Annotated in this window: 14 protein-coding genes; 7 read left to right on the top strand and 7 right to left on the bottom strand. The window is 69.6% G+C overall.

What is annotated here, in order from left to right:
• Nucleotides 1-115: 115 nt before the first annotated feature.
• Nucleotides 116-2,242 (top strand): bifunctional SulP family inorganic anion transporter/carbonic anhydrase, encoded by a 2,127-nt coding sequence (locus OHA21_RS30515; protein WP_328460708.1) that lies wholly within the window; start codon nucleotides 116-118, stop codon nucleotides 2,240-2,242.
• Nucleotide 2,243: 1 nt separating this feature from the next.
• On the opposite strand, the gene OHA21_RS30510 is transcribed toward OHA21_RS30515, so the two are convergent.
• From OHA21_RS30510 to OHA21_RS30480, 7 genes are all read right to left on the bottom strand, one after another.
• The gene (locus tag OHA21_RS30510; protein ID WP_328460707.1) at nucleotides 2,244-2,660 is read right to left on the bottom strand and encodes a hypothetical protein; all 417 of its coding nucleotides are present in this window, start codon (nucleotides 2,658-2,660) and stop codon (nucleotides 2,244-2,246) included.
• A gap of 58 nt (nucleotides 2,661-2,718) precedes the next feature.
• Nucleotides 2,719-6,270, bottom strand: coding sequence for a discoidin domain-containing protein (locus tag OHA21_RS30505; protein WP_328460706.1), 3,552 nt, complete (start codon nucleotides 6,268-6,270; stop codon nucleotides 2,719-2,721).
• Between the two features lie 109 nt (nucleotides 6,271-6,379).
• Nucleotides 6,380-7,963 carry a glycoside hydrolase family 13 protein gene (locus OHA21_RS30500; RefSeq protein WP_328460705.1) on the bottom strand — a complete coding sequence of 528 codons (1,584 nt, stop codon included), beginning with the start codon at nucleotides 7,961-7,963 and terminating at the stop codon, nucleotides 6,380-6,382.
• Nucleotides 7,964-8,035: 72 nt separating this feature from the next.
• Entirely contained in the window at nucleotides 8,036-8,908 is an 873-nt protein-coding gene (locus tag OHA21_RS30495) for a carbohydrate ABC transporter permease (protein ID WP_328460703.1), read from the bottom strand.
• A 7-nt stretch (nucleotides 8,909-8,915) separates the two neighbouring features.
• Nucleotides 8,916-9,854 (bottom strand): carbohydrate ABC transporter permease, encoded by a 939-nt coding sequence (locus OHA21_RS30490; RefSeq protein ID WP_328460701.1) that lies wholly within the window; start codon nucleotides 9,852-9,854, stop codon nucleotides 8,916-8,918.
• 59 nt (nucleotides 9,855-9,913) lie between these two features.
• On the bottom strand, nucleotides 9,914-11,296 hold the full coding sequence (locus OHA21_RS30485) for an ABC transporter substrate-binding protein (protein ID WP_328460699.1): 1,383 nt from the start codon (nucleotides 11,294-11,296) through the stop codon (nucleotides 9,914-9,916).
• A 347-nt stretch (nucleotides 11,297-11,643) separates the two neighbouring features.
• The gene (locus OHA21_RS30480) at nucleotides 11,644-12,642 is read right to left on the bottom strand and encodes a LacI family DNA-binding transcriptional regulator (RefSeq protein WP_328460697.1); all 999 of its coding nucleotides are present in this window, start codon (nucleotides 12,640-12,642) and stop codon (nucleotides 11,644-11,646) included.
• Nucleotides 12,643-12,893: 251 nt separating this feature from the next.
• Here OHA21_RS30480 and OHA21_RS30475 point away from each other — a divergent pair, with 251 nt between their 5' ends.
• From OHA21_RS30475 to OHA21_RS30450, 6 genes are read left to right on the top strand one after another with little or no spacing between them, the layout of a single operon-like run.
• Nucleotides 12,894-14,615: a hypothetical protein gene (locus OHA21_RS30475; RefSeq protein ID WP_328460695.1), complete on the top strand. Its 1,722-nt coding sequence runs from the start codon at nucleotides 12,894-12,896 to the stop codon at nucleotides 14,613-14,615.
• Nucleotides 14,616-14,644: 29 nt separating this feature from the next.
• The gene (locus tag OHA21_RS30470) at nucleotides 14,645-15,157 is read left to right on the top strand and encodes a methyl-accepting chemotaxis protein (RefSeq protein ID WP_328460693.1); all 513 of its coding nucleotides are present in this window, start codon (nucleotides 14,645-14,647) and stop codon (nucleotides 15,155-15,157) included.
• A 42-nt stretch (nucleotides 15,158-15,199) separates the two neighbouring features.
• The gene (locus OHA21_RS30465) at nucleotides 15,200-15,562 is read left to right on the top strand and encodes a YchJ family protein (RefSeq protein ID WP_442875182.1); all 363 of its coding nucleotides are present in this window, start codon (nucleotides 15,200-15,202) and stop codon (nucleotides 15,560-15,562) included.
• A 10-nt stretch (nucleotides 15,563-15,572) separates the two neighbouring features.
• Entirely contained in the window at nucleotides 15,573-16,424 is an 852-nt protein-coding gene (kynA, locus tag OHA21_RS30460) for a tryptophan 2,3-dioxygenase (protein ID WP_328460691.1), read from the top strand.
• Nucleotides 16,421-17,650: a kynureninase gene (gene kynU / locus OHA21_RS30455; protein ID WP_328460689.1), complete on the top strand. Its 1,230-nt coding sequence runs from the start codon at nucleotides 16,421-16,423 to the stop codon at nucleotides 17,648-17,650. Before kynA ends, kynU begins: the two co-directional genes overlap by 4 nt.
• Nucleotides 17,647-19,038 (top strand): amidohydrolase family protein, encoded by a 1,392-nt coding sequence (locus OHA21_RS30450; RefSeq protein WP_328460687.1) that lies wholly within the window; start codon nucleotides 17,647-17,649, stop codon nucleotides 19,036-19,038. The genes kynU and OHA21_RS30450 overlap by 4 nt, the downstream gene beginning before the upstream one ends.
• Nucleotides 19,039-19,135 lie beyond the last annotated feature (97 nt).

The following is a 19,135-nucleotide window of genomic DNA, read 5'->3' as shown; positions in this document are numbered from 1 at the left end:
GCGGTGGGGGTCGGCTGCGTTGGGTGGCTGGGGGGTGGGCGGGAGTTTGCTGTGGCTTGTCTGTAAGGAGTGTTTCGGTAATCACCCGTTAATCATTCTTGGGTACTTTTCCGACATGTCCGACTTGACGCAGTCTTTGCGCCGGGACTTGCCGGCGTCCATCGTCGTCTTCCTGATCGCCATTCCCCTGTCGCTCGGCATCGCCGCAGCGTCCGGGGCCCCGTTACTCGCCGGATTGGTCGCCGCCGTGGTCGGCGGCATCGTCGCGGGCGCCCTAGGCGGCGCCCCGCTGCAGGTCAGCGGCCCCGCAGCCGGTCTCACCGTGATCGTGGCCGGTACGGTGGCCGACTTCGGGTTCGCCGGCACCGCCGCCATCGTCGCGGTCGCCGGCCTGGTCCAGATCGTCCTCGGCGCCTCCCGGCTGGGCCGCGCCGCCCTCGCTCTCTCACCCGCCGTCGTGCACGGCATGCTCGCGGGCATCGGCCTGGTCATCGCGCTGAGCCAGGTTCACGTGATGCTCGGCGGCGCCGCGCAGAGCTCCGCATGGCAGAACCTGATCGACCTGCCCGGGCAGATCGCCGCCCATCACGGCGCCGCCGCGGTGCTCGGCGCCCTCACCGTCGTCATCCTGCTCGTCTGGCCCCGCCTGGTGAAGGTGTCCCTGCTGCCCGCCGCCCTGGTCGCGGTGGTGTCGATGACCGCGCTCGCCGCCGCCATGGGCGCCGACGTGGAGCGGGTCCGGCTGCCGGACGAACCGCTGGCCGGACTGATCCGGCCGGTCTGGCCGGACGCGCCGCTGCGCGAGATCGTCGTCGCGGTGATCACCATCGCGCTGGTGGCCAGTGTCGAGTCGCTGCTCTCCGCGGTCGCGGTGGACCGGCTCCACGACGGGCCGCGGGCCAACCTCAACCGGGAACTGGTCGCTCAGGGCGCCGCGAACACCGCCTCCGGTCTGTTCGGCGGTCTGCCGGTGACCGGGGTGATCGTGCGCAGTTCCACGAACGTGGCGGCGGGTGCGCGTACCCGGGCCTCGGCGATCCTGCACGGCGTCTGGATCGCGGCGTTCGTGCTGCTCTGGACCGACCTGCTGGAGACCATCCCGATGGCGGTGCTCGCCGCCGTGCTGATCGTGGTCGGTCTGCGGCTGGTCAGCCTGGCCCAGATGCGGACGTACGCGCGGCACCGGGAACTGCCCACCTACCTGGTCACCGGGCTCGGCGTGGTCTTCACCGACCTGCTCACCGGGGTGGCGCTCGGCATGGTCACCGCGGCGCTGCTGATCCTCTGGCGGCTCACCCGCTCGGAGATCCGCCGGGTCGAGCGGGCGCCCGGCGAGTGGCTGGTCACCATCAACGGCACCCTGTCGTTCGTCGAGTCGGCCCGGCTCGCCCGCGAACTCGGTGCGCTGCCGCCGGGCGCGGACGTCGACGTCGAGCTGCACCTGGACTACCTGGACCACGGGGCGTTCGAGACGATCCGGGACTGGCGGGAGGGCTACGAACGTTCCGGCGGGCAGGTCCGGATCCGGGAGGTGCACGACTCCTGGTTCTCCCAGGCCACCTCGGGCCGGCTGGGCAGCGGGAAGCGCACGCCACGGCTGCTCGGCTCGTGGTCGCGCTGGCAGGACATGGACCAGCAGCGGCGGGACGCCATGGCGGCCGGGATCGCGGAGTTCGAGCGTACGGTCGCGCCGCTGGTCCGGCCGCACCTGGCCGACCTGGCCCGGGACGGGCAGCGCCCGCAGCAGCTCTTCATCACCTGCGCCGACTCCCGGCTGGTGCCGAATCTGATCACCGCGAGTGGGCCCGGTGACCTGTTCTGCGTCCGCAACATCGGCAACATCGTGCCGCCGAACGACGCCGGGGACGTCTCGGTCGGGGCCGCCATCGAGTACGCCGTGGACGTCCTCGGCGTCACCACGATCACCGTTTGCGGCCATTCCGGCTGCGGCGCGGTCCGGGCCCTGATGACCAGCGCGGCTTCGCCCGGTTCGGCGCTCGGCGACTGGCTGGCGCACTCCGGCGTGCGGTTCACCGACCCGTCCGACGAGGAGCGCTGCGTCACCGACAACGTGGTCAGCCAGCTGGTCAACCTGCGTACCTACCCGACCGTGCTGGCCGCCGAGGCGTCCGGCCGGCTGCGGCTCACCGGCATGTACTTCGACCTGGCCGAGGCCCGGATGTACGAGGTCGACCCGATCCTGGGTGATTCCCGCCCGGTCTCGTCGCTGCCTGCGGCCTGACTCAGGGCCGGCGGCGGCGGAGGAACGAGGTGATCGCGCCCGGCTCGTCCCGGTACGGCGGCGGCACCAGGAAGCGGGGCCGGTTGGTGGCGCTGACCAGCATGTGCAGCGGAACCAGCGGCACGGCGACGATGAGCGAGCCGAGCCCGGTCCAGCCGAAGATCGGGGTCAGCACCTCCGGCGCACCGGCGAAGCGCAGCAGCAGCACCACGCCGATCATCAGGACCCCGAAGGTGCCGGGCACCAGCCAGAGCAGATAGGCCAGGTAGTTGCGGGGCGGTACCTGCCCGAACTGGGTCGGCACCCGGGCGTCGGCCGGGGTGGCGCCGGACCAGATCGGGCGTAACGGCGTGAAGCTCTGGAACAGCAGGTAGACCGATCCGGCCACCAGGATGAGGCCGGTCAGCAGTTCGAACATGGTCGACAGGGTAGAGGCCGGGGCCCGCATCCCCGTATTGCGGGCCCCGGCAGTCCGGCTAGTTGCGAACGATCGTGAACGTACTGGTCGGGTTCTCGATGTCCTTGAAGTTGTTGCTCATCTGCAGGTTGTTGAAGGTGGCCGAGCCGACCGCCGGGCCCTGGCCCGCTTCCGGCATCGGGTTGGCCCAGATGCCGTAACCGGACTTGGCGTCGTAGGCATCGCCGCTCTTCTTGGCGCCGCTGATCGTGACGTTGGTGAAGACGATGTCCTTGATCGGGTTCTGCGGCTGACCGCCCACGTAGTTGGTCTGGAACATGATCCCGGAGTAGGTCGGGTCGACGATGTCGACGTTCGACACCCGGATGCCCTGGAAGACCTTCGACGCGGAGAACACCCAGATCGCCGGGAAGACCTGGCTGCCCCAGAAGTGGCCACCCGCCCGGACGATCGAGATGTTGTCGAACACGGTCGGCGGGTTGGCGCCGAAACCGTTCATCGGGTAGCCGAAGTCCAGCGAGCTGATCGTGATGCCCGAGTAGACCAGGGTGTCCGCGATGTAGATGTTCTTGAAGGTGTTGGCGTACCCGCCGTAGACCGCGATGCCGGCGGCCCGCCAGGTCAGCGTGCTGGACAGGTTCGAGTAGACGTTGTTGATCTCGTCGGCGCCGCCCGCGTCGATGGCCGAGAACAGCGCGAAGCTGTCGTCACCGGTGGCCCGGGCGTCGTTGTTGTCGACCAGGTTGTCGGTGCTGCCGTTGGTCATGTTCACGCCGTCGGCGAACATGTTCCGGATCCGCGAGTTGGTGATCTTCATCCGGTCGGTGTTGGCGCCCCAGTAGAGGCACACCGTGTGCTCGGCCCAGATGTTGTCGATCGTGATGTCGGCGACGTTGGCCAGGTCGAACACCTTGCCGGGGCCGTCGATGCGGATCGTGTAGTTGCCGAAGAACGCGAAGTTCGCGAACGTCGACCCGTTGGCGGTGGCGTCGGCCCGGAAGCCGGCGTCGGTCTCGCTCTGCGTGGACGGGGTGTGGAACCGGGTGTACCAGGGGCCGGCTCCGATGACCCGCAGCGAACGCCCGTACACCTGGAACTTGTTGCTGGTCTGGTAATCGCCGGCCGGAAGGTACACGCCGAGCTTGGTGCTGTCCTGCCGGGCGGTGTCCAGCGCGTTCTGCACCGACTGGTGGTCGAAACCGGCCGGTACGACGTAGCGCGCCGGATCCGGGTTGGCGACCGGAGCGACCTGCTCGGTGTTGATGAAGTCGATCGCGATGGTGCCCGAGTTGGCGGCGTCCTTCTGAAGCTTGATCGTGCTGCCCGCCGGGAACGAGCCGGTCAGCATGATGTTGGCCTCGTCGTAGATGTGCCGCGGACCGGTGCCCGAGTTCTGCGGGTTGGTCTCGTTGCCGTAGAGCCACGCATATTTCGAGGTCAGCGGCAGGGTCTTGTTGAGCGACCCGTTGACGTACACGTTGATCGAGCTGTTCGTGCCGTCCGGGATGGAGAAGCGGGCCACCACGGTGTTCGTCGCCGCCCGGGTCGTCCACTGCACGAACGCGCCGGTCTGGTTCAGCGTGACCGCCCGGCGCCCGGACGCCTCACCGGCCAGGTCGCCGACGGTGCGGTTCGGGCCGACCACGTTCGCGCCGCCGCCGGTCTGCCCGTCCTCGGCCTCGTACATGTCGTACGGCATGTTCGCGCCGCGGCCCACGAAGAACGGCTTCTCGCTGGTGTTGTTGGCCTGCTTGACCGCCAGTTCGTTGCCGTCCGCGGCCACCACGGTCCGGACCGTGTACCGGCCGTTAGCCGCGGTCCAGGTGCCCAGGTTGATCGCCGGCGAGGAGGCGCCGGCCGCAAGCGTCCCGGTCCAAGACCCGGTGAGGGTCTTCACGACAGTGGCGCCCGACAACAAGGAAACCGTCACCCCATGGGCGCCGCCCGTCGTCGAAGCGGAGCCCTGATTGCGAAGGGTGACCGAGAAGGTGACCGTGTTGCCGGCCGCCGGTGTGCCGGGCGACCAGTTGACCGCCGAGGCGACCAGATCGGAGCTGCTGACCGGCGTCACCACAAGGGAAGACGGGTTGCTGTACGAGTTGTTCGCGTCGTTGGACTCGATGACCGTGTTGGCCTCGTCGACCTTCGCCGACAGGGGATAACTGCCGGCGTCCCGCGCGCCGATCGACGCGGAGACAGTGGTGGAAGCGCCGGCGGCGAGAGCTCCGACCGAGGCAGTGCCGGCTTTGGTCGTACCCAGGTAGAAGTTGACGTTGGAGGCGGGAGACGCAGCGTTGCCCGCGTTGCGGACCGTGGCGGACAGCGTGATCGCGTCGGTCTCGACCGGCGCGGCCGGAGAGAAGGTCATGGCCGTGACCGTGAGGTCCGGATTCGGCGCCGCGACGCCGATCACCTGGAACTCCGCGACCTGCCCACTCGGCGCGCCGGTGTTGGCGGTGAAGGAGAGGCGCACGTCCGCGGCGGTCGCGCTGACCGGGACGGTCACCGTGTTGCCGGTGGCCGGATTGAAGGTGTACGTCGCCGAGTTCGCGATCGTGCTGAAGCCGGAGGCGGACTGCTCCCGGCCGAGGACCGAGAAGGTCTGCTGGCGGGTGCCCCACGCGGTGGCCGGGTTGAGCTTGACCACCACGGACTGCACGGTGGCGTTCGCGCCCAGCTTGACCGTCAGGTTCGCCGGGTACGCGCTGCCCTCCCAGTAGGTGGCCGTGTCGTTGTCGTTGGCGTTGGCCGCGACGAAGGTGTGGATCGTCGAGGACGCTTCGATCGGCCGCCCGGCGGCCAGGTTGGTGCCGTTGCCCGGCGTCCCGTTGCGGGTGACCGTGTTGCTGTTCGCCGAGGCGTTGCCCGCCGCGTCGCGGGCCCGGACGTAGTAGGACACCGTGGCGCTGTCCGGCTGGCTGTCGGTGTACGTCAGCACATTGCCGGCGACACTCGTCTTGAGAACCCCGCCGGCGTAGACGTCGTAGCCGGTCACGCCCACGTTGTCGGTCGACGCGTTCCAGGTCAGCCGGATCTGCCCGCTCGCCGGCTGGGTGTAGGCCAGGTTGCCCGGCGCGCTCGGCGCCTGGCTGTCCCCGCTGACCGGGCCGTACACCTCCAGTTCGGAGATCTGCCCGGCGGCCCATCCGGTGTTGCCGGTGACGTTCACCCGCAGGAACCGGGCGCTGGCCGCGGTGAAGTCGATGGTCACGGTGTTGCCGGAGGCCGGGTTGAACGTGTACCCGGCACTCGCCTTCAGCGTGCTGAACGAGGATCCGTTCGTGCTGCCCTGAATGCTCAGCGTCTGCGTCCGGGTGGCCCAGGCCGCGGCCGGCGGCAGCTTGAGGACGGCCTGGTTGACCTGCGTGGCGGTGCCCAGGTCGACCTGCAGCCACTGCGGGAACGCGTTGTTGTTGCTCTCCCAGTAGGTGTTCGCGTTGCCGTCGCCGGCATTGCCGGCCGGGTAGACGTCGGTGAAGCTGCTGGCGCTGAAAGTCTTGCCGGCCGCCAGGTTGGGACCGGCGGCCGAGGCGGCCGGTGCGTGGGCGAGGGCGGCGACGACGCTCGCGACGACGGTGGCGGCGAGGACTCTTCGTCTGAATCTGGACATGCGGGAGCGCACCTTCTTCCGTGAAGGATTTGGGGGATTTTTCCTTCCGCTCGTCCTGTGGCCGGGGTCCCGGGCGCCGCCGGCGGTGGAACCGGCGGCGCCCGGGAGATCACTCCCCGGTACGCAGGCGCAGCCAGACGGCGGTGTCCGTCGAGAGAAGATCACCGTCGAGCGGGCCACTGGCGAGCAGACAGGTCTCGTGCTCCGGCAGGGGGATCGGTCGGCCGGAGAGATTGAGGACGCAGGCGAAATCCGGGCCGCGGGTGTAGGCGAGCACCTGGGGATCCGTATCGAGCCAGGTCATGGCTTCGGCGTGCAGGCTGGGTTCGGCGCGGCGCAGTTTGATCGCCGACCGGTACAGCTCGAGCATCGAGCTGGGGTCGCCGGTCTGCGCCTGCACGGTCCGGTCCTTCCACTCCGCCGGCTGGGGGAGCCAGGGGGTGGCGGTGAGGCTGTCGCTGAATCCGAACGGCGGTTCGTCGCCGGTCCAGGGCAGCGGGACCCGGCAACCGTCGCGGGTGTGGCCGCGGCGGCCGTACATCGGGTCCTGGATCTGCTCCACCGGGATGTTCTCGTTCTCCCAGAGGCCCAGCTCCTCGCCCTGGTAGACGTAGGCGGCGCCGGGCAGCGAGAGCGAGAGCAGCGCGGCGGCCCGGGCCCGGCGGGTGCCGAGTTCCAGGTCGACCGGGGTGCCGTCGAGGTTGTTGTCGAAGCTGAACGTGGTGTCGGTGCGGCCGTACCGGGTGACGTGCCGGGTGACGTCATGGTTGGAAAGCACCCAGGTGGGCGGGGCGCCCACCTGGGCGTGCGCTTCCAGGGTGCGATCGATGCAGGACCGCATGAGGTACGGGTCCCAGGCGCATCCCAGGAAGTCGAAGTTGAAAGCGGCGTGCAGCTCGTCCGGTCGCAGATAGTTCGTGAAACGCTCGACCTCCGGCATCCACACCTCGCCGATCAGCGCCCGGTCCGGGTACTCGTCGGCGATCCGCCGCCACGACCGGTAGACGTCGTGCACCCGGTCCAGGTCGTGGAACGGGTGCGGGGCGCCGTCGGTGACCTCGGGCAGGGCCGGGTCCTTGTGCAGTAGCGCCGCCGAGTCGATCCGGATGCCGTCGACCCCGCGGTCGAACCAGAACCGCAGGATGTCCTCGAACTCGGCCTGCACCACCGGATGCTCCCAGTTCAGGTCCGGCTGCTCCGGGGTGAACAGGTGCAGGTACCAGTGGTCGCCGACCTGGGTCCACGTGCTGCCGCCGAACTCGCCCTGCCAGTTCGTCGGCATCTGCTCGCTCTTGCGGAACCAGAAGTACTCCCGCTCCGGCGCGTCCGGGGAGGCCAGCGCGGCCTGGAACCACGGGTGCTCGCTGGAGATGTGGTTCGGCACGATGTCGACGATCATCCGGATGCCGGCCGCGTGCGCCTCGGCGATCAGCGCCTCGGCGCCGGCCAGGGTGCCGAAGACCGGGTCGATGTCGCGGAAGTCCGCCACGTCGTAGCCGGCGTCCGCCATCGGGGACGGGTACCAGGGGCTCATCCAGATCGCGTCGACCCCGAGGTCGCGGAGGTGGGTCAGGTTTGCGCGGATGCCGTCGATGTCCCCGATGCCGTCGCCGTCGGCGTCGGCGAAACTCCGCGGGTACACCTGGTAGATCACCGCGCTACGCCACCACGGACCGGCGTCTGTTGTGGACACGAGCACCTGCTTTCTGTCGGTACGTAGGTACGTTGTTGCAGCTTCGTTGCCGCCGGTGGACTGCGGGGCGTGTCAGCCCTTGAGGCTGCCCGCGGTCAGGCCGGACATGATGTTCCGCTGAAAGATCAGGAAGATGATCACGGTCGGGATCGCGGCGATGACCGAAGCGGCGATCACCACGTTCATCGGGGTGCCGCCGGAGAAGGCGTAGATGCCGACGCTGACCGTGCGGGTGTCCGGGTGCGGCATGACCAGCTTCGGCCAGAGGAAGTCCTTCCAAACGGCGGTCACCGCGAAGATCGACACCACGCCGAGGATGGGGCGCGACATCGGCAGGATGATCGACCAGAGCGTGCGCAGCGGCGAGGCGCCGTCCACCTGGGCGGCGGCCATCAGGTCTTCCGGGATCGAGTCGAAGAACCGCTTCAACAGGAAGATGTTGAACGCGTTGGCGACCAGCGGCAGCCAGATCGCGAACGGCGAGTCCAGCAGGCTGATGTGCAGGATCGGCAGGTCGATCACGGTCACGTACTGCGGGACGATCAGGACCATCGCCGGGATCATCAGGGTCGCCAGCATCAGACCGAGGATGGCGTTGCCGAACACCGGCCGCAGCTTCGACAGCGAGTACGCCGCCGCGGTGTCCAGGACCAGCTGGAACAGCACCGCGCCGGCCGCGTAGTAGAACGTGTTGAACAGCAGCTTGGCGAGGTCCAGGTTGGTCCACGCGTCGACGTAGTTCTGGACCTGCGGATCCTGCGGGAACAGGGTGGGCGGGGTCTGCGCGATCTCCTGCCCGGACTTGAGCGCGCCGGTGACCATCCAGTACAGCGGCCCGAGGAAGACCAGGGTGAAGATCACCACGACGACGGCGAGCAGCGTCCAGTAGAGCACCCGGCCGCGGCCCCGCTGCAGCTGCGCCTGGGAGATGAGAGTCCGAGTCATGGTCGTCCTAGTCCTGTTTCGTGCTCAGCCGCACGTACACGGCGGAGAAGGCGGCCAGCACCACGAGCATGATCACGCCGAGCGCGGCGGCGCCGTTCAGGTCGTTCTGGAAGAAGCCGTGCTGGTAGATGAGGTAGGCGACCGAGGTGGCCGAGTCCTGGGTGCCGGCGCCGTTGGCGAGGATCAGGGGCTCGATGAACAGCTGCATGGTGGCGACGATCTGGAGCATCGCCAGCAGCGCGAGGATCAGCCGGGTCTGCGGGATCGTCACGTTCCAGATCCGCTTCCAGACGCCGGCGCCGTCGAGTTCGGCCGCCTCGTACAGCTCGCCGGGGATGTTCTGCAGCGAGGCCAGGTAGATCAGCACCGCGCCGCCCATGTTCATCCAGGTCGAGGCGATCACCATGGCCGGCATCGTCATCGTCGGTGACTGCATCCACTCCGAGGTGGGCAGATGCAGGAACTTGAGGATGGCGTTGAAGAGCCCGGCCTCGCTGGGGTCGTACGCGTAGAACTTGAAGAGGAACAGCGCCGAGGCGGGCGGCAGCATCACCGGCAGGTAGACCAGGACCCGCAGATAGCCCTTCGCGTGCCGGAACTCGTTGAGGATGATGGCGACCGCGAACGGCACCAGGAACCCGAGGACCAGCGCCAGGGCCGTGAAGTAGAAGGTGTTCTTCCAGGCGGTCCAGAAACTGGGGTCGTCGATGATGCGGATGTAGTTGTCCCAGCCCACCCAGGTGGTCTCGCCGCGCCGGGTCCGCTGGAAGCTCATGACCACGCCGCGGATCATCGGGTACCACATGAAGAGGGCGAAGCAGACGACCGCCCCGATCAGGAACGCGTGCCCGGTGAGGTTGTCGCGGATCTTGCGGCTTCGTTTCGTCCCCGCCGGGGGTGTGGAGGCCGTGCGCTGGGCCGGCGGCGGGAGAGTGAGGACTGCCAAGGGTTACTCCTGCGGAGAGGGGAGCGTGCGGGCCGGCATCCCGGCCCGCACGCCTCGGATCAGCTACCGGCGGCCTGAAGCTGGTTGACCTTGTCCTCAGCGGTCTTCAGCAGGGCGTCGATGTTCGCGTTCTTGTCGGTCAGAACTCCGGACATCGCGGAGTCGAGAACCGCGTAGATCGCCTGCGCGTTCTGCGGCTCAGCCTTGATCGGAACCGGGTTGGCCTCGAAGATCTTGAAGTTCTCCGTGTCGACGTTCGCGTTCGCCTTGCGCAGCTCGAGCTCCTGCTTCTGCGCCTCGGTGCCGTTGGTGAACAGCAGCGGCTGGGGCAGGCCCACCGGGTAGTTCTGCGGCTTGGCCCGCGCGTAGTCGAGCTGGCCCTTGCCCACTGTCAGCTTCTGGAACGCGATCCACTTGAGGCCGGCCTTGACCTGCGCCTCGGAGAGGCCCTTCTTGAAGAAGTAGCCCTCGCCGCCGCCGAGCGTCCCCTTCGCCGCACCGGTCTGGCCGGGCAGCGGGGCCATCGCCCAGTCCTCGTACTTGCCCTGGAACTGGCTGACGATCGCCTGGGTCGCATCCGGCGCGCCGATGAACATGCCGACCTTGCCGGCGGCGGCGTTGGTCAGCAGGTCAGCCCACTGCAGCAGCTGGCGGCTGCCCATGCTGTTGTCCACGTACCGCATGTCCTTGAGGTTCTGCAGGACCTGCTTGCCCTCGGGGCTGTTGAACGCGGCCTTCTTGCCGTCCTCGCTGAGGATCTGGCCACCCTGCGAGTAGATCAGCGAGGTGAAGTGCCAGCCGCCGGTGTTGCCGGCGCTGTACTCCGAGTAGCCGGCGATGCCGTTGCCGAGCGCGGCGATCTTCTTGGCCGCGTCCCGGACCTCGGGCCAGGTCTTCGGCGGGTTGTTGACGTCGAGACCGGCCTTCTGGAAGAGGGTCTTGTTGTAGACCAGGCCCATCGAGTAGTTCTTCACCGGCAGGGCGTAGAGCTTGCCCTGGTCGGTGAACGCCTCCTTCAGCGACGGGTCGATGTCGTCCCAGGTCGCGACGGTCTCCTTGGTGGCGAACTCGGTGACGTCCATCGCCTTGCCGGAGTCCAGCACCTGCGACAGGTCGGTCATGTAGCCGTAGAAGACGTCCGTCATCGTGCCGCCGGCCAGGCGGGCCGTGAAGTCCGGCGGGTTGTTGCACTGCTCGCCGACGCTGACGCTCTTGATGGTGATGTCGGGGTTCTGCTTCTGGAACTCGGTGACGTCAGCGTTCCAGTTCGCCAGCAGCTCTTTCTGGGCGGCGACCGGCTGGCAGTCGACGCTGATGGTCACCTTGCCGCCGGCGGTGTCCCCGCCGTCGTCGTCGCCCTTGGTCGAGCACGCCGTGAGGCTGAATCCCAGGCCGGCCACGAGCGCGAGCGCCGCAACCTTCCGGTACTGCGGTACGGACATCTGTCCATCCCTTCGGGAACGGGGTGTATCCATGGCCTTCGCTGATCTGCGTTGTTGTCACTGCGCTTCGTAGTGAGTGGAGTCACTGTAACGACGTCGACTTATGACGGCAAGGTTTCGATCGTGCTTTGAAAAAAACCGACTTCGCAGCGGCAGGTAGCGACAAGGGGTGGATTCGTCCGCTCTTGCATGCAAAAAGGCCGCCGACCGCTCATTGCGGTCGGCGGCCTACGGCCCGAAATCAGTGAATGGCCGTGGTGTGCGGCCCGGGAAGGATTAGTGCGTGGCCGTGGTGTGCGGCCCGGGAAGGGTCAGTGCGTGGCCGTGGTCTGCGGCCCCCGGAAAGGTCAGTGCGTGGCCGGCCCGGTGGATCCGCGGACGACCAACTCGGGCTCGAACAGCAGCTCGTCGCTCAGCACCCGGGCCTCCTCGATCTGGCTGACCAGGATGTCGACGGCGGCCTGGCCCATCGTCTCGATCGGCTGCCGGACCGTGGTCAGCGGCGGATCGGTGCAGGTCATGAACGCCGAATCATCGAAGCCGACCACCGACACGTCGGCCGGCACTGCGCGGCCCAGCCGCCGGGCGGCCCGGATGGCGCCGAGCGCCAGCACGTCGGAGGCGCAGATGATGCCGGTGACGCCGCGCTCGACCAGCTTGGTGGCCGCCACCCGGGCGCCCTCCATGGAGAAGCTCGACCGCTCCACGAACGCATGATCGCCGGTCCAGCCCGCGACCTGGATCATCGCGGTCAGCTTGCGGCGGGACGGGACGTGCCCCTCCGGCCCGAGCACCATGCCGATCCGCTCGTGGCCGAGCGAGCGCAGATGCCCATAAGCCTGCTCGACGGCCACCGCGTCATCGGTCGACACCCGGGGGAAGCCGAGCTCGTCGACGCCCGCGTTGACCAGCACCACCGGCAGGCCGCGGTCGGTGAGCCGGCGGTAGTGCTCGTGCGAGGCGTCGGCCAGCGCGTAGGATCCGCCGGCGAAGATGACACCGGACACCTGGTGGTCCAGCAGCATCTCCACGTAGTCCGACTCGGGCACGCCACCGATCGTCCGGGCGCACAGGGCCGGGGTGAACCCGCGCTGCGCCAGGGAGCCGGTGACCACCTCGGCGAGCGCCGGGAAGATCGGGTTCTGCAGCTCCGGAAGGACCAGGCCGACGAGCCGGGCACGCTCCCCGCGCAGCTTGGTGGGCCGCTCATAACCCAGGACATCGAGGGCGGTGAGCACCGACGCGCGGGTGGCCTCGGAGACGCCGCTGCGTCCGTTGAGCACCCGGCTGACGGTGGCCTCGCTGACCCCGGCCTTCTTTGCCACCTCGGCAAGACGTTTGGTCACTCCGGAATCCTACGTCAGATCCCTGCAAGAACTGAACCGCTTGCGGCGCTGCAAATCGGGCGGGTCCGGTTGTGCTTGCATCTGCTTGCGAAGCCGTCTGCTGGCCGCTTTCGGTCAGTTCCACAGCGGGTAGGGGAATCCGGGTCGTTAAACGGTTAAGTGGTCGCTCAGCGCGATCATCCGGGCGGCAGCGCTTGCAGCCACTGCCGAAAATCCCAGCGGCCGATGCCGGGCGACGGCAGGATGGCGCGATGACGCGACCCGAGCCGGCAGTCCCCGGCCACGCCGCTCCCGCCGACGCTGCCCGCGCCGCTTCGGCCCACGCCGCTCCCTCCCGAGCTGCCCACGCCGCTTCGGCCCACGCCGCTCCCTCCCACGCCGTTCTCGCGCAGGCAGCTCTCGCGCACGCCGAGCAGCGCGGCGGCGAGGCGATGAACCGGCTCGTCGCTCATCTCGCCGGCCTGGCTCTCGACGACCCGGCCGCCCAGACAGCGGCGCTGTCCGCCCTTGGCTCCCGGCCGCGCCTGCTCGTCCGTCTCGACGAGTACATCCGCCGGGACTGGGCTTGGCGTTCCGCAGGCGGCGCGGCGAATGGGCCGGACGAATTCCTCCGGCGTCTCCTGCAGACCGCGGAGCACGGCCAGGGTTCAGTCGTGGACCGCGGCCTGGGGCCGGCGGTGGAGTGCGGTTCAGGGCGGGCCGCCGAGCGAGGGCCGGGGCCGCTCGCTGTTGCGCTTGCGGCGGCGCACCGGGACGGGCGGGTTCGGGAAGCCGCCGTGCTGGTCATGGCTGAGCAGGGCCGGATCGAGCAGCTTCCGTTCCTGGTGTTGCGCTGCGACGACTGGGTGGTCCGGGTACGGCGGGCGGCCCGGGCGGCGGTGGCGGCGCTGCTGCGTGAGCGGCCCGAGGAGGCGGTGCCCGCGGCGCTGCCGATGGTCACCTATCTGGCCGGGCGGCAGCGGTCCGGCACCCTCGTGCGCCTGGTCGACGAGGTGGTCGAGGAGCACCTCGACCGGATGATCCCGGTGCTGCTGGCGACCCACGACCCACGCAGCCGGCGGCTGGCCTTCGCTGCTGGGGAGCGGCTGGCGCGGTGGACATACTCCGATTTGGTCGGGTTCGCGCTGCGTGAGCCGGACCCGGTGGTGAGGCTCAAGGCCGCTGAAGCGGCCTGCCGGGCCGCGGTGGAACAGGGCGATGCGGACACGTTGCGCTCACTTGCGGCGGCGCGTTTCTCGGCGGTACGGGCACTCGCGCTCGTCGGCCTGGCCCAGCTGGGGTACGACGCGGAGGTCGCCGCCGCCCTGGAGGACCCGTCGCCGCTGATCCGGGCCTACGCGCGCAGCCGCGCCACCGATGCGCTCGCGCTTTATCGTGCCGCCGTGGCTACCCGGCCGAATCCAGAGGCGGTCGCCGGGCTCGGCGAGGTCGGCGGCTACCGGGACGCTGAACTGCTCACCCCGCTGCTGGGACAGGCCGGCCACCGGCTCCGGGCGGCTGCTGTGCGAGCCCTGGTGGCGCTCGACGCCGTACCCATCGAGGAAGTGACGTCCCTGCTCACCGACCCGGCGGCGGCCGTGGTGCGGGAGGCCTCGCTCGCCCTGCGCCCCTACCGGCGGCGGCTGCCGCCGGAGTTGCTCTGGCGGCTGCTCGCGGATGCGAACCCGGCGGTACGCCTCGGCGGATACCGGTTGCTCGCCGTCCGCGGCCCGGCGATCCGGCTGGCCGCCGCCCTCGTTCTGACCGCGGACGGAGAACCGACCCTGGCCGCGCGCGGGCGTGCCGAGGTGCTCCGCCTGTCGGCTCTGCGGCCGGAGGAATCCCTGCGGCCGGAGGAGGGCCTGCCGGCCGGCCTCGAAGAGCTGCTGGAACGGGCGCGACAAGGGCTGGGCGACCGCTACGAGGACGTCCGTGACCGGCTCCGGGATCGAGCAAAACGCTTCGCGGCCGGTGGGCGGGATGGGATGTTTTGAGGCGACCGGTAGAAAGGAATCGCCGCCACATGTCCGACTGGGATCAGAACGACAGCTGGTCGTCCGGGGACCAGCCGGACTACTCGGCCGGCTCCGGCCACAACCGTCAGCACGACTCGGTGCACCGGCTCGCCAACGTCAGCAACGACATGGCCACCGCCACCCAGGCCGCGGTGCGGGCCGCCGAGACCGCGGTCCAGGTGATCCAGCGGCTGGAGGCGAGCAGTTCCGAGATCGGCAAGGTGGTGCAGCTCATCGCCACCATCGCGAAGCAGACCAACCTGCTGGCGCTCAACGCGACCATCGAGGCGGCCCGGGCCGGCGAGGCGGGGCGCGGCTTCGCGGTGGTCGCCAGCGAGGTCAAGGATCTCGCCAACGAGACCGCCACCGCGACCAGCGAGATCGGTACGCAGGTCGGCGGCATCCGGGCGGACACGCAGAACGCCGTCTCGGCCATCGAGGAGATGCAGGGCCTGATCGAGGAGCTCGACCGCTGCCAGAAGGTGATCAGCGGGATCGTCGTGGAGCAGCAGGCCGGGTGAGAGACACTGGGCGGCATGTCTGCTCGCAGGAGAGAACCTTCTTTGTGCCCGTGCGGGCGTACGTCGTACGCGGAATGCTGCGGCCCGGCGCACGACGGAAAGCCGGCGGCGGACCCGGAAGCGCTGATGCGGTCGCGCTTCAGCGCGTTCGCCCTGGACAAGGGTGACTATCTGCTGCGCACCTGGCATCCGCAGACCCGGCCGGAAGCGGTCGGGAACGAGCCCGGCCTACGCTGGACGAGGCTCGAGGTGCTGGCGAGCAGCGGAGGTGGCGTCTTCGACGCGGAGGGCACGGTCGAGTTCCGGGCGCACTACCGTGACGGCGGCACACCGGGAGTGATGGCGGAGACGAGCCGGTTCGTCCGGCACGACGGTCAGTGGGTGTACTGGGGTCCCCTGCGGTAAGGAAGTAAGTATGTCGGCACAGCGGCCCCTCGAGGACGGCATCGTCCAGGACTTCAAGGTCAACCTCTCGTACGGGCAGTACCTGCACCTCGACGAGATTCTCAACGCGCAGCATCCGGTCAGCGTGCCCGAGCACCATGACGAGCTGCTCTTCATCCTTCAGCACCAGACCTCGGAGCTCTGGCTGAAGCTGGTCATCCACGAGCTGCGGGCGGTGCAGCAGCACCTGTCGAAGGACGAGCTGCGGCCCGCGCTCAAGGGCCTGGCCCGGGTCAAGCACATCCAGCGCACCCTGACCGAGCAGTGGTCGGTGCTGGCGACGCTCACCCCGAGTGAGTACGCGGAGTTCCGCAGCTTCCTCGGCACGTCGTCGGGTTTCCAGTCGTACCAGTACCGGGCGATCGAGTTCCTGCTCGGCAACAAGGACCGGCGGATGCTCAAGATCTTCGAGAATCATCCGGCGGCGCTCGAGCTGCTCGAGGAGGCTCTCGGCACGCCCAGCGTGTATGACGAGTTCCTGCATTTCCTGGCCCGCCGCGGACATCAGGTGCCGGTCGAGATCCTGCAACGCGACGTCACCAAGCCGTACGAGTACCAGGCCGACCTCGTCCCGGTCTTCCAGCAGATCTACGAGAACGCCGAGCAGAACTGGGACGTCTACGAGGCCTGCGAGGAACTCGTCGACCTGGAGGAGAACTTCCAGCTCTGGCGCTTCCGGCATCTCAAGACGGTGGAGCGGACCATCGGCTTCAAACGTGGCACCGGTGGCTCCAGCGGGGTCTCCTTCCTGAAGGCGGCCCTCGATCTGACATTCTTCCCGGAGCTCTACGCCGTTCGGACCGAGATCGGAGTGCCCCGGTGAGCGATGACCTGCTGGCCCGCGCCCACGCCCTGGACGCGGCCGACCCGCTGTCCGGCTATCGGGACAGGTTCATCACGCCGCCCGCCGGCGAACTGCTCTCCTACCTCGACGGCAACTCGCTGGGCCGGCCCCTGGAGGCGACCGCCCAGCTGGTCGACGAGTTCATCCGGGAACAGTGGGGCGGCCGGCTGATCCGCGGTTGGGACGAGGGCTGGCTGGAATGGCCGCTCACTCTGGGTGACCGGCTGGGTGCGGTGGCGCTCGGGGCGGCCGCCGGGCAGACCGTCGTCGCAGACTCGACCACGGTGCTGATCTACAAGCTCGCCAGCGCGGCGGTGGCCGGGCGGCCGGGGCGGCGCAAGGTGGTCCTGGACACGGACAACTTCCCGACCGATCGGTACGTGCTGGAGGGCATCGCCGAGGCCCAGGGTCTGACGCTCACGTGGATCGAGACTGATCCGGAACGCGGTGTCGAGCCGTCGCAGGTCGCTTCGGTGGTCGACGAGGACACCGCGCTCGTGCTGTTCTCGCACGTGGCGTACCGGTCGGGCTGGATCGCCGACGTCGCCGAGATCAACCGCATCGCGCACGAGGCCGGCGCGCTGGCCATGTGGGACCTCTGCCACTCGGCCGGGTCGGTGCCGATCGCCCTCGACGAGTGGGGCGTGGACCTCGCCGTCGGGTGCACGTACAAGTACCTCAACGGCGGGCCGGGCGCGCCGGCCTTCGCCTATCTGCGCCGGGAGCTGCAGGACACGCTGCGCCAGCCGATCCAGGGCTGGATGGGGCACCGCGCGTCGTTCGAGATGGGCCACGGGTACGAGGCGGCCCCGGGCATCCGCGCGTTGCTCAGCGGCACCCCGCCGATCCTGGCCATGGTGCCGTTGCACGCCAACCTGGACATGCTCGCGTCGGCCGGGATCGAGGCGGTCCGGGCCAAGTCGCTGCTGCTCACCGGGTACGTGCTGGAGCTCGCGGACGCCTGGCTGGCCCCGCACGGCGTCGAGGTGGCCGGTCCGCGCGACGCTTCGCAGCGAGGTGGGCACGTGACCCTGCGCCGGGAGGGCTTCCGGACGCTGCTGGAGCCGTTGTGGGACAGCGGCGTGATCCCGGACTACCGGCGGCCGGACGGTCTGCGCATCGGGCCGGCCCCGCTGAGCACCAGTTTCGCCGAGGTCCACCAGGGCCTGTCGGTGCTGCGCGACCTGGTCGAGAAGCAGCAGTGACCACTGCCGGCGAGGGTGAGGCCGCGCCCCGGCGGGTCTCGGCCGGCTGCTGCGGCGGCTCGTCGTCGGGCGGCGGCTGCGGTGGCTCGGCGGCCCGCCTTGCCGCCTGCGCCCCCGGCGCCGCACCGGCCGCCGATGCCGCATCGACCACCGACGCCGCTCCGGCTGCCCGTGCGACGAAGACCGCCGGCGCCGCTCCGGCTGCCCGTGCCACGAAGACCGCCGGCGCCGGGCCGGCCGCTGGCCGGATCGGCTGGCTGCTCGCTGACTCGGTGTGGTGGGGCGGGCGGCTGCGCAGCGGCGTCGCGCTGCGGGTCGCGCCGGACGGCGTGGTCAAGCCGGTGCCGGCTGAGCTGGCGCCGGCCGGTCCGGACACCCGGCGCTTGCCCGGCACGTTGCTGCCGGGGCTGGTCGATGCGCATGTGCATTCCGCGCTGGTCGATCTCGGGACGGTTCGCGCGGGCGGGATCGCCGCGGTGTGGGACCTGGGCGGCGTGCCGGCGGCCGTGCGGGAACTCGCGGAACGCGCCCGGAGCCAGCACGGTCCGGTGGCCGCCGATGCGCGGAGCCAGCGCCCGGCGTCGGCCGATGCGCGGAGCCGGCGCCCGGCGTCGGCCGATGCGCAGAGCCAGCGTCCGGCAGCTGCTGACCGGACGCCTTATCCGGCGGTGAAGCTGCCGCGGATCCGTTACGCGGGTCCGTTCCTGATCGCTCCGGGCGGCTACCCCAGTGATCGGGAGTGGGCTGCTGCGGGCAGCTGGCGGGAGATCGGTTCGGCGGCGGACGCCGGCGCGGCGGTGGCTGACGCCTGGTCCGGCGGGGCCGGGCTGATCAAGGTCACCGCGCACACCGGGGGACCGCAGCTGCCGCAGCCGGTTCTGCGTGCGCTGGTGGATGCGGCACATGCCTCCGGGCTTCCGGTTGTCGTGCATGCGGAGGGTCCGGGGACGGTGGCCGCGGCCTACACGGCAGGCGCCGACCTGCTGGCGCACACGCCGTGGACCGAGCGGCTCGACGACGCGCTGGTGCGTGCCTGCGCGGCCCGGATGTGCTGGATCAGCACGCTGGACATTCACGGCTGGGGCGAACCGGACCCGGCGCGGGAGATCGCGATCGACAACCTGCGGCGCTTCCGGGAACACGGCGGGAGCGTCCGGTACGGCACGGATCTGGGCAACGGGCCGCTTCCGCCGGGGATCAACGTCCGTGAGATCCGGGCGTTGCAGGCGGCCGGCCTGACACCGGACGACGTTCTGTCGGTGATGACCGACAGCGACAGCATCACCGAGGTGTCCTGGGTCGCCGGTGGGCTCGACCTCGATCCGGAACGCTTCGCCGACGTCCTGGCGACCGCCCGGGTCGTCGACGCCGACGTCCGTCCCGCGTGACAGTGCAGCTGGTTGTCAGGGCTGTTTCGACGACCCCGGAACAGCCCTGTTAACCAGCCACGTGCTTCAGCCCGGCGGCCGCTGTGCGGCCTGGAGT

It is taken from the genome of Actinoplanes sp. NBC_00393 (genome assembly GCF_036053395.1).
Taxonomy (GTDB): Bacteria; Actinomycetota; Actinomycetes; order Mycobacteriales; family Micromonosporaceae; genus Actinoplanes.
This window is presented reverse-complemented; position numbering and strand designations above follow the sequence as displayed.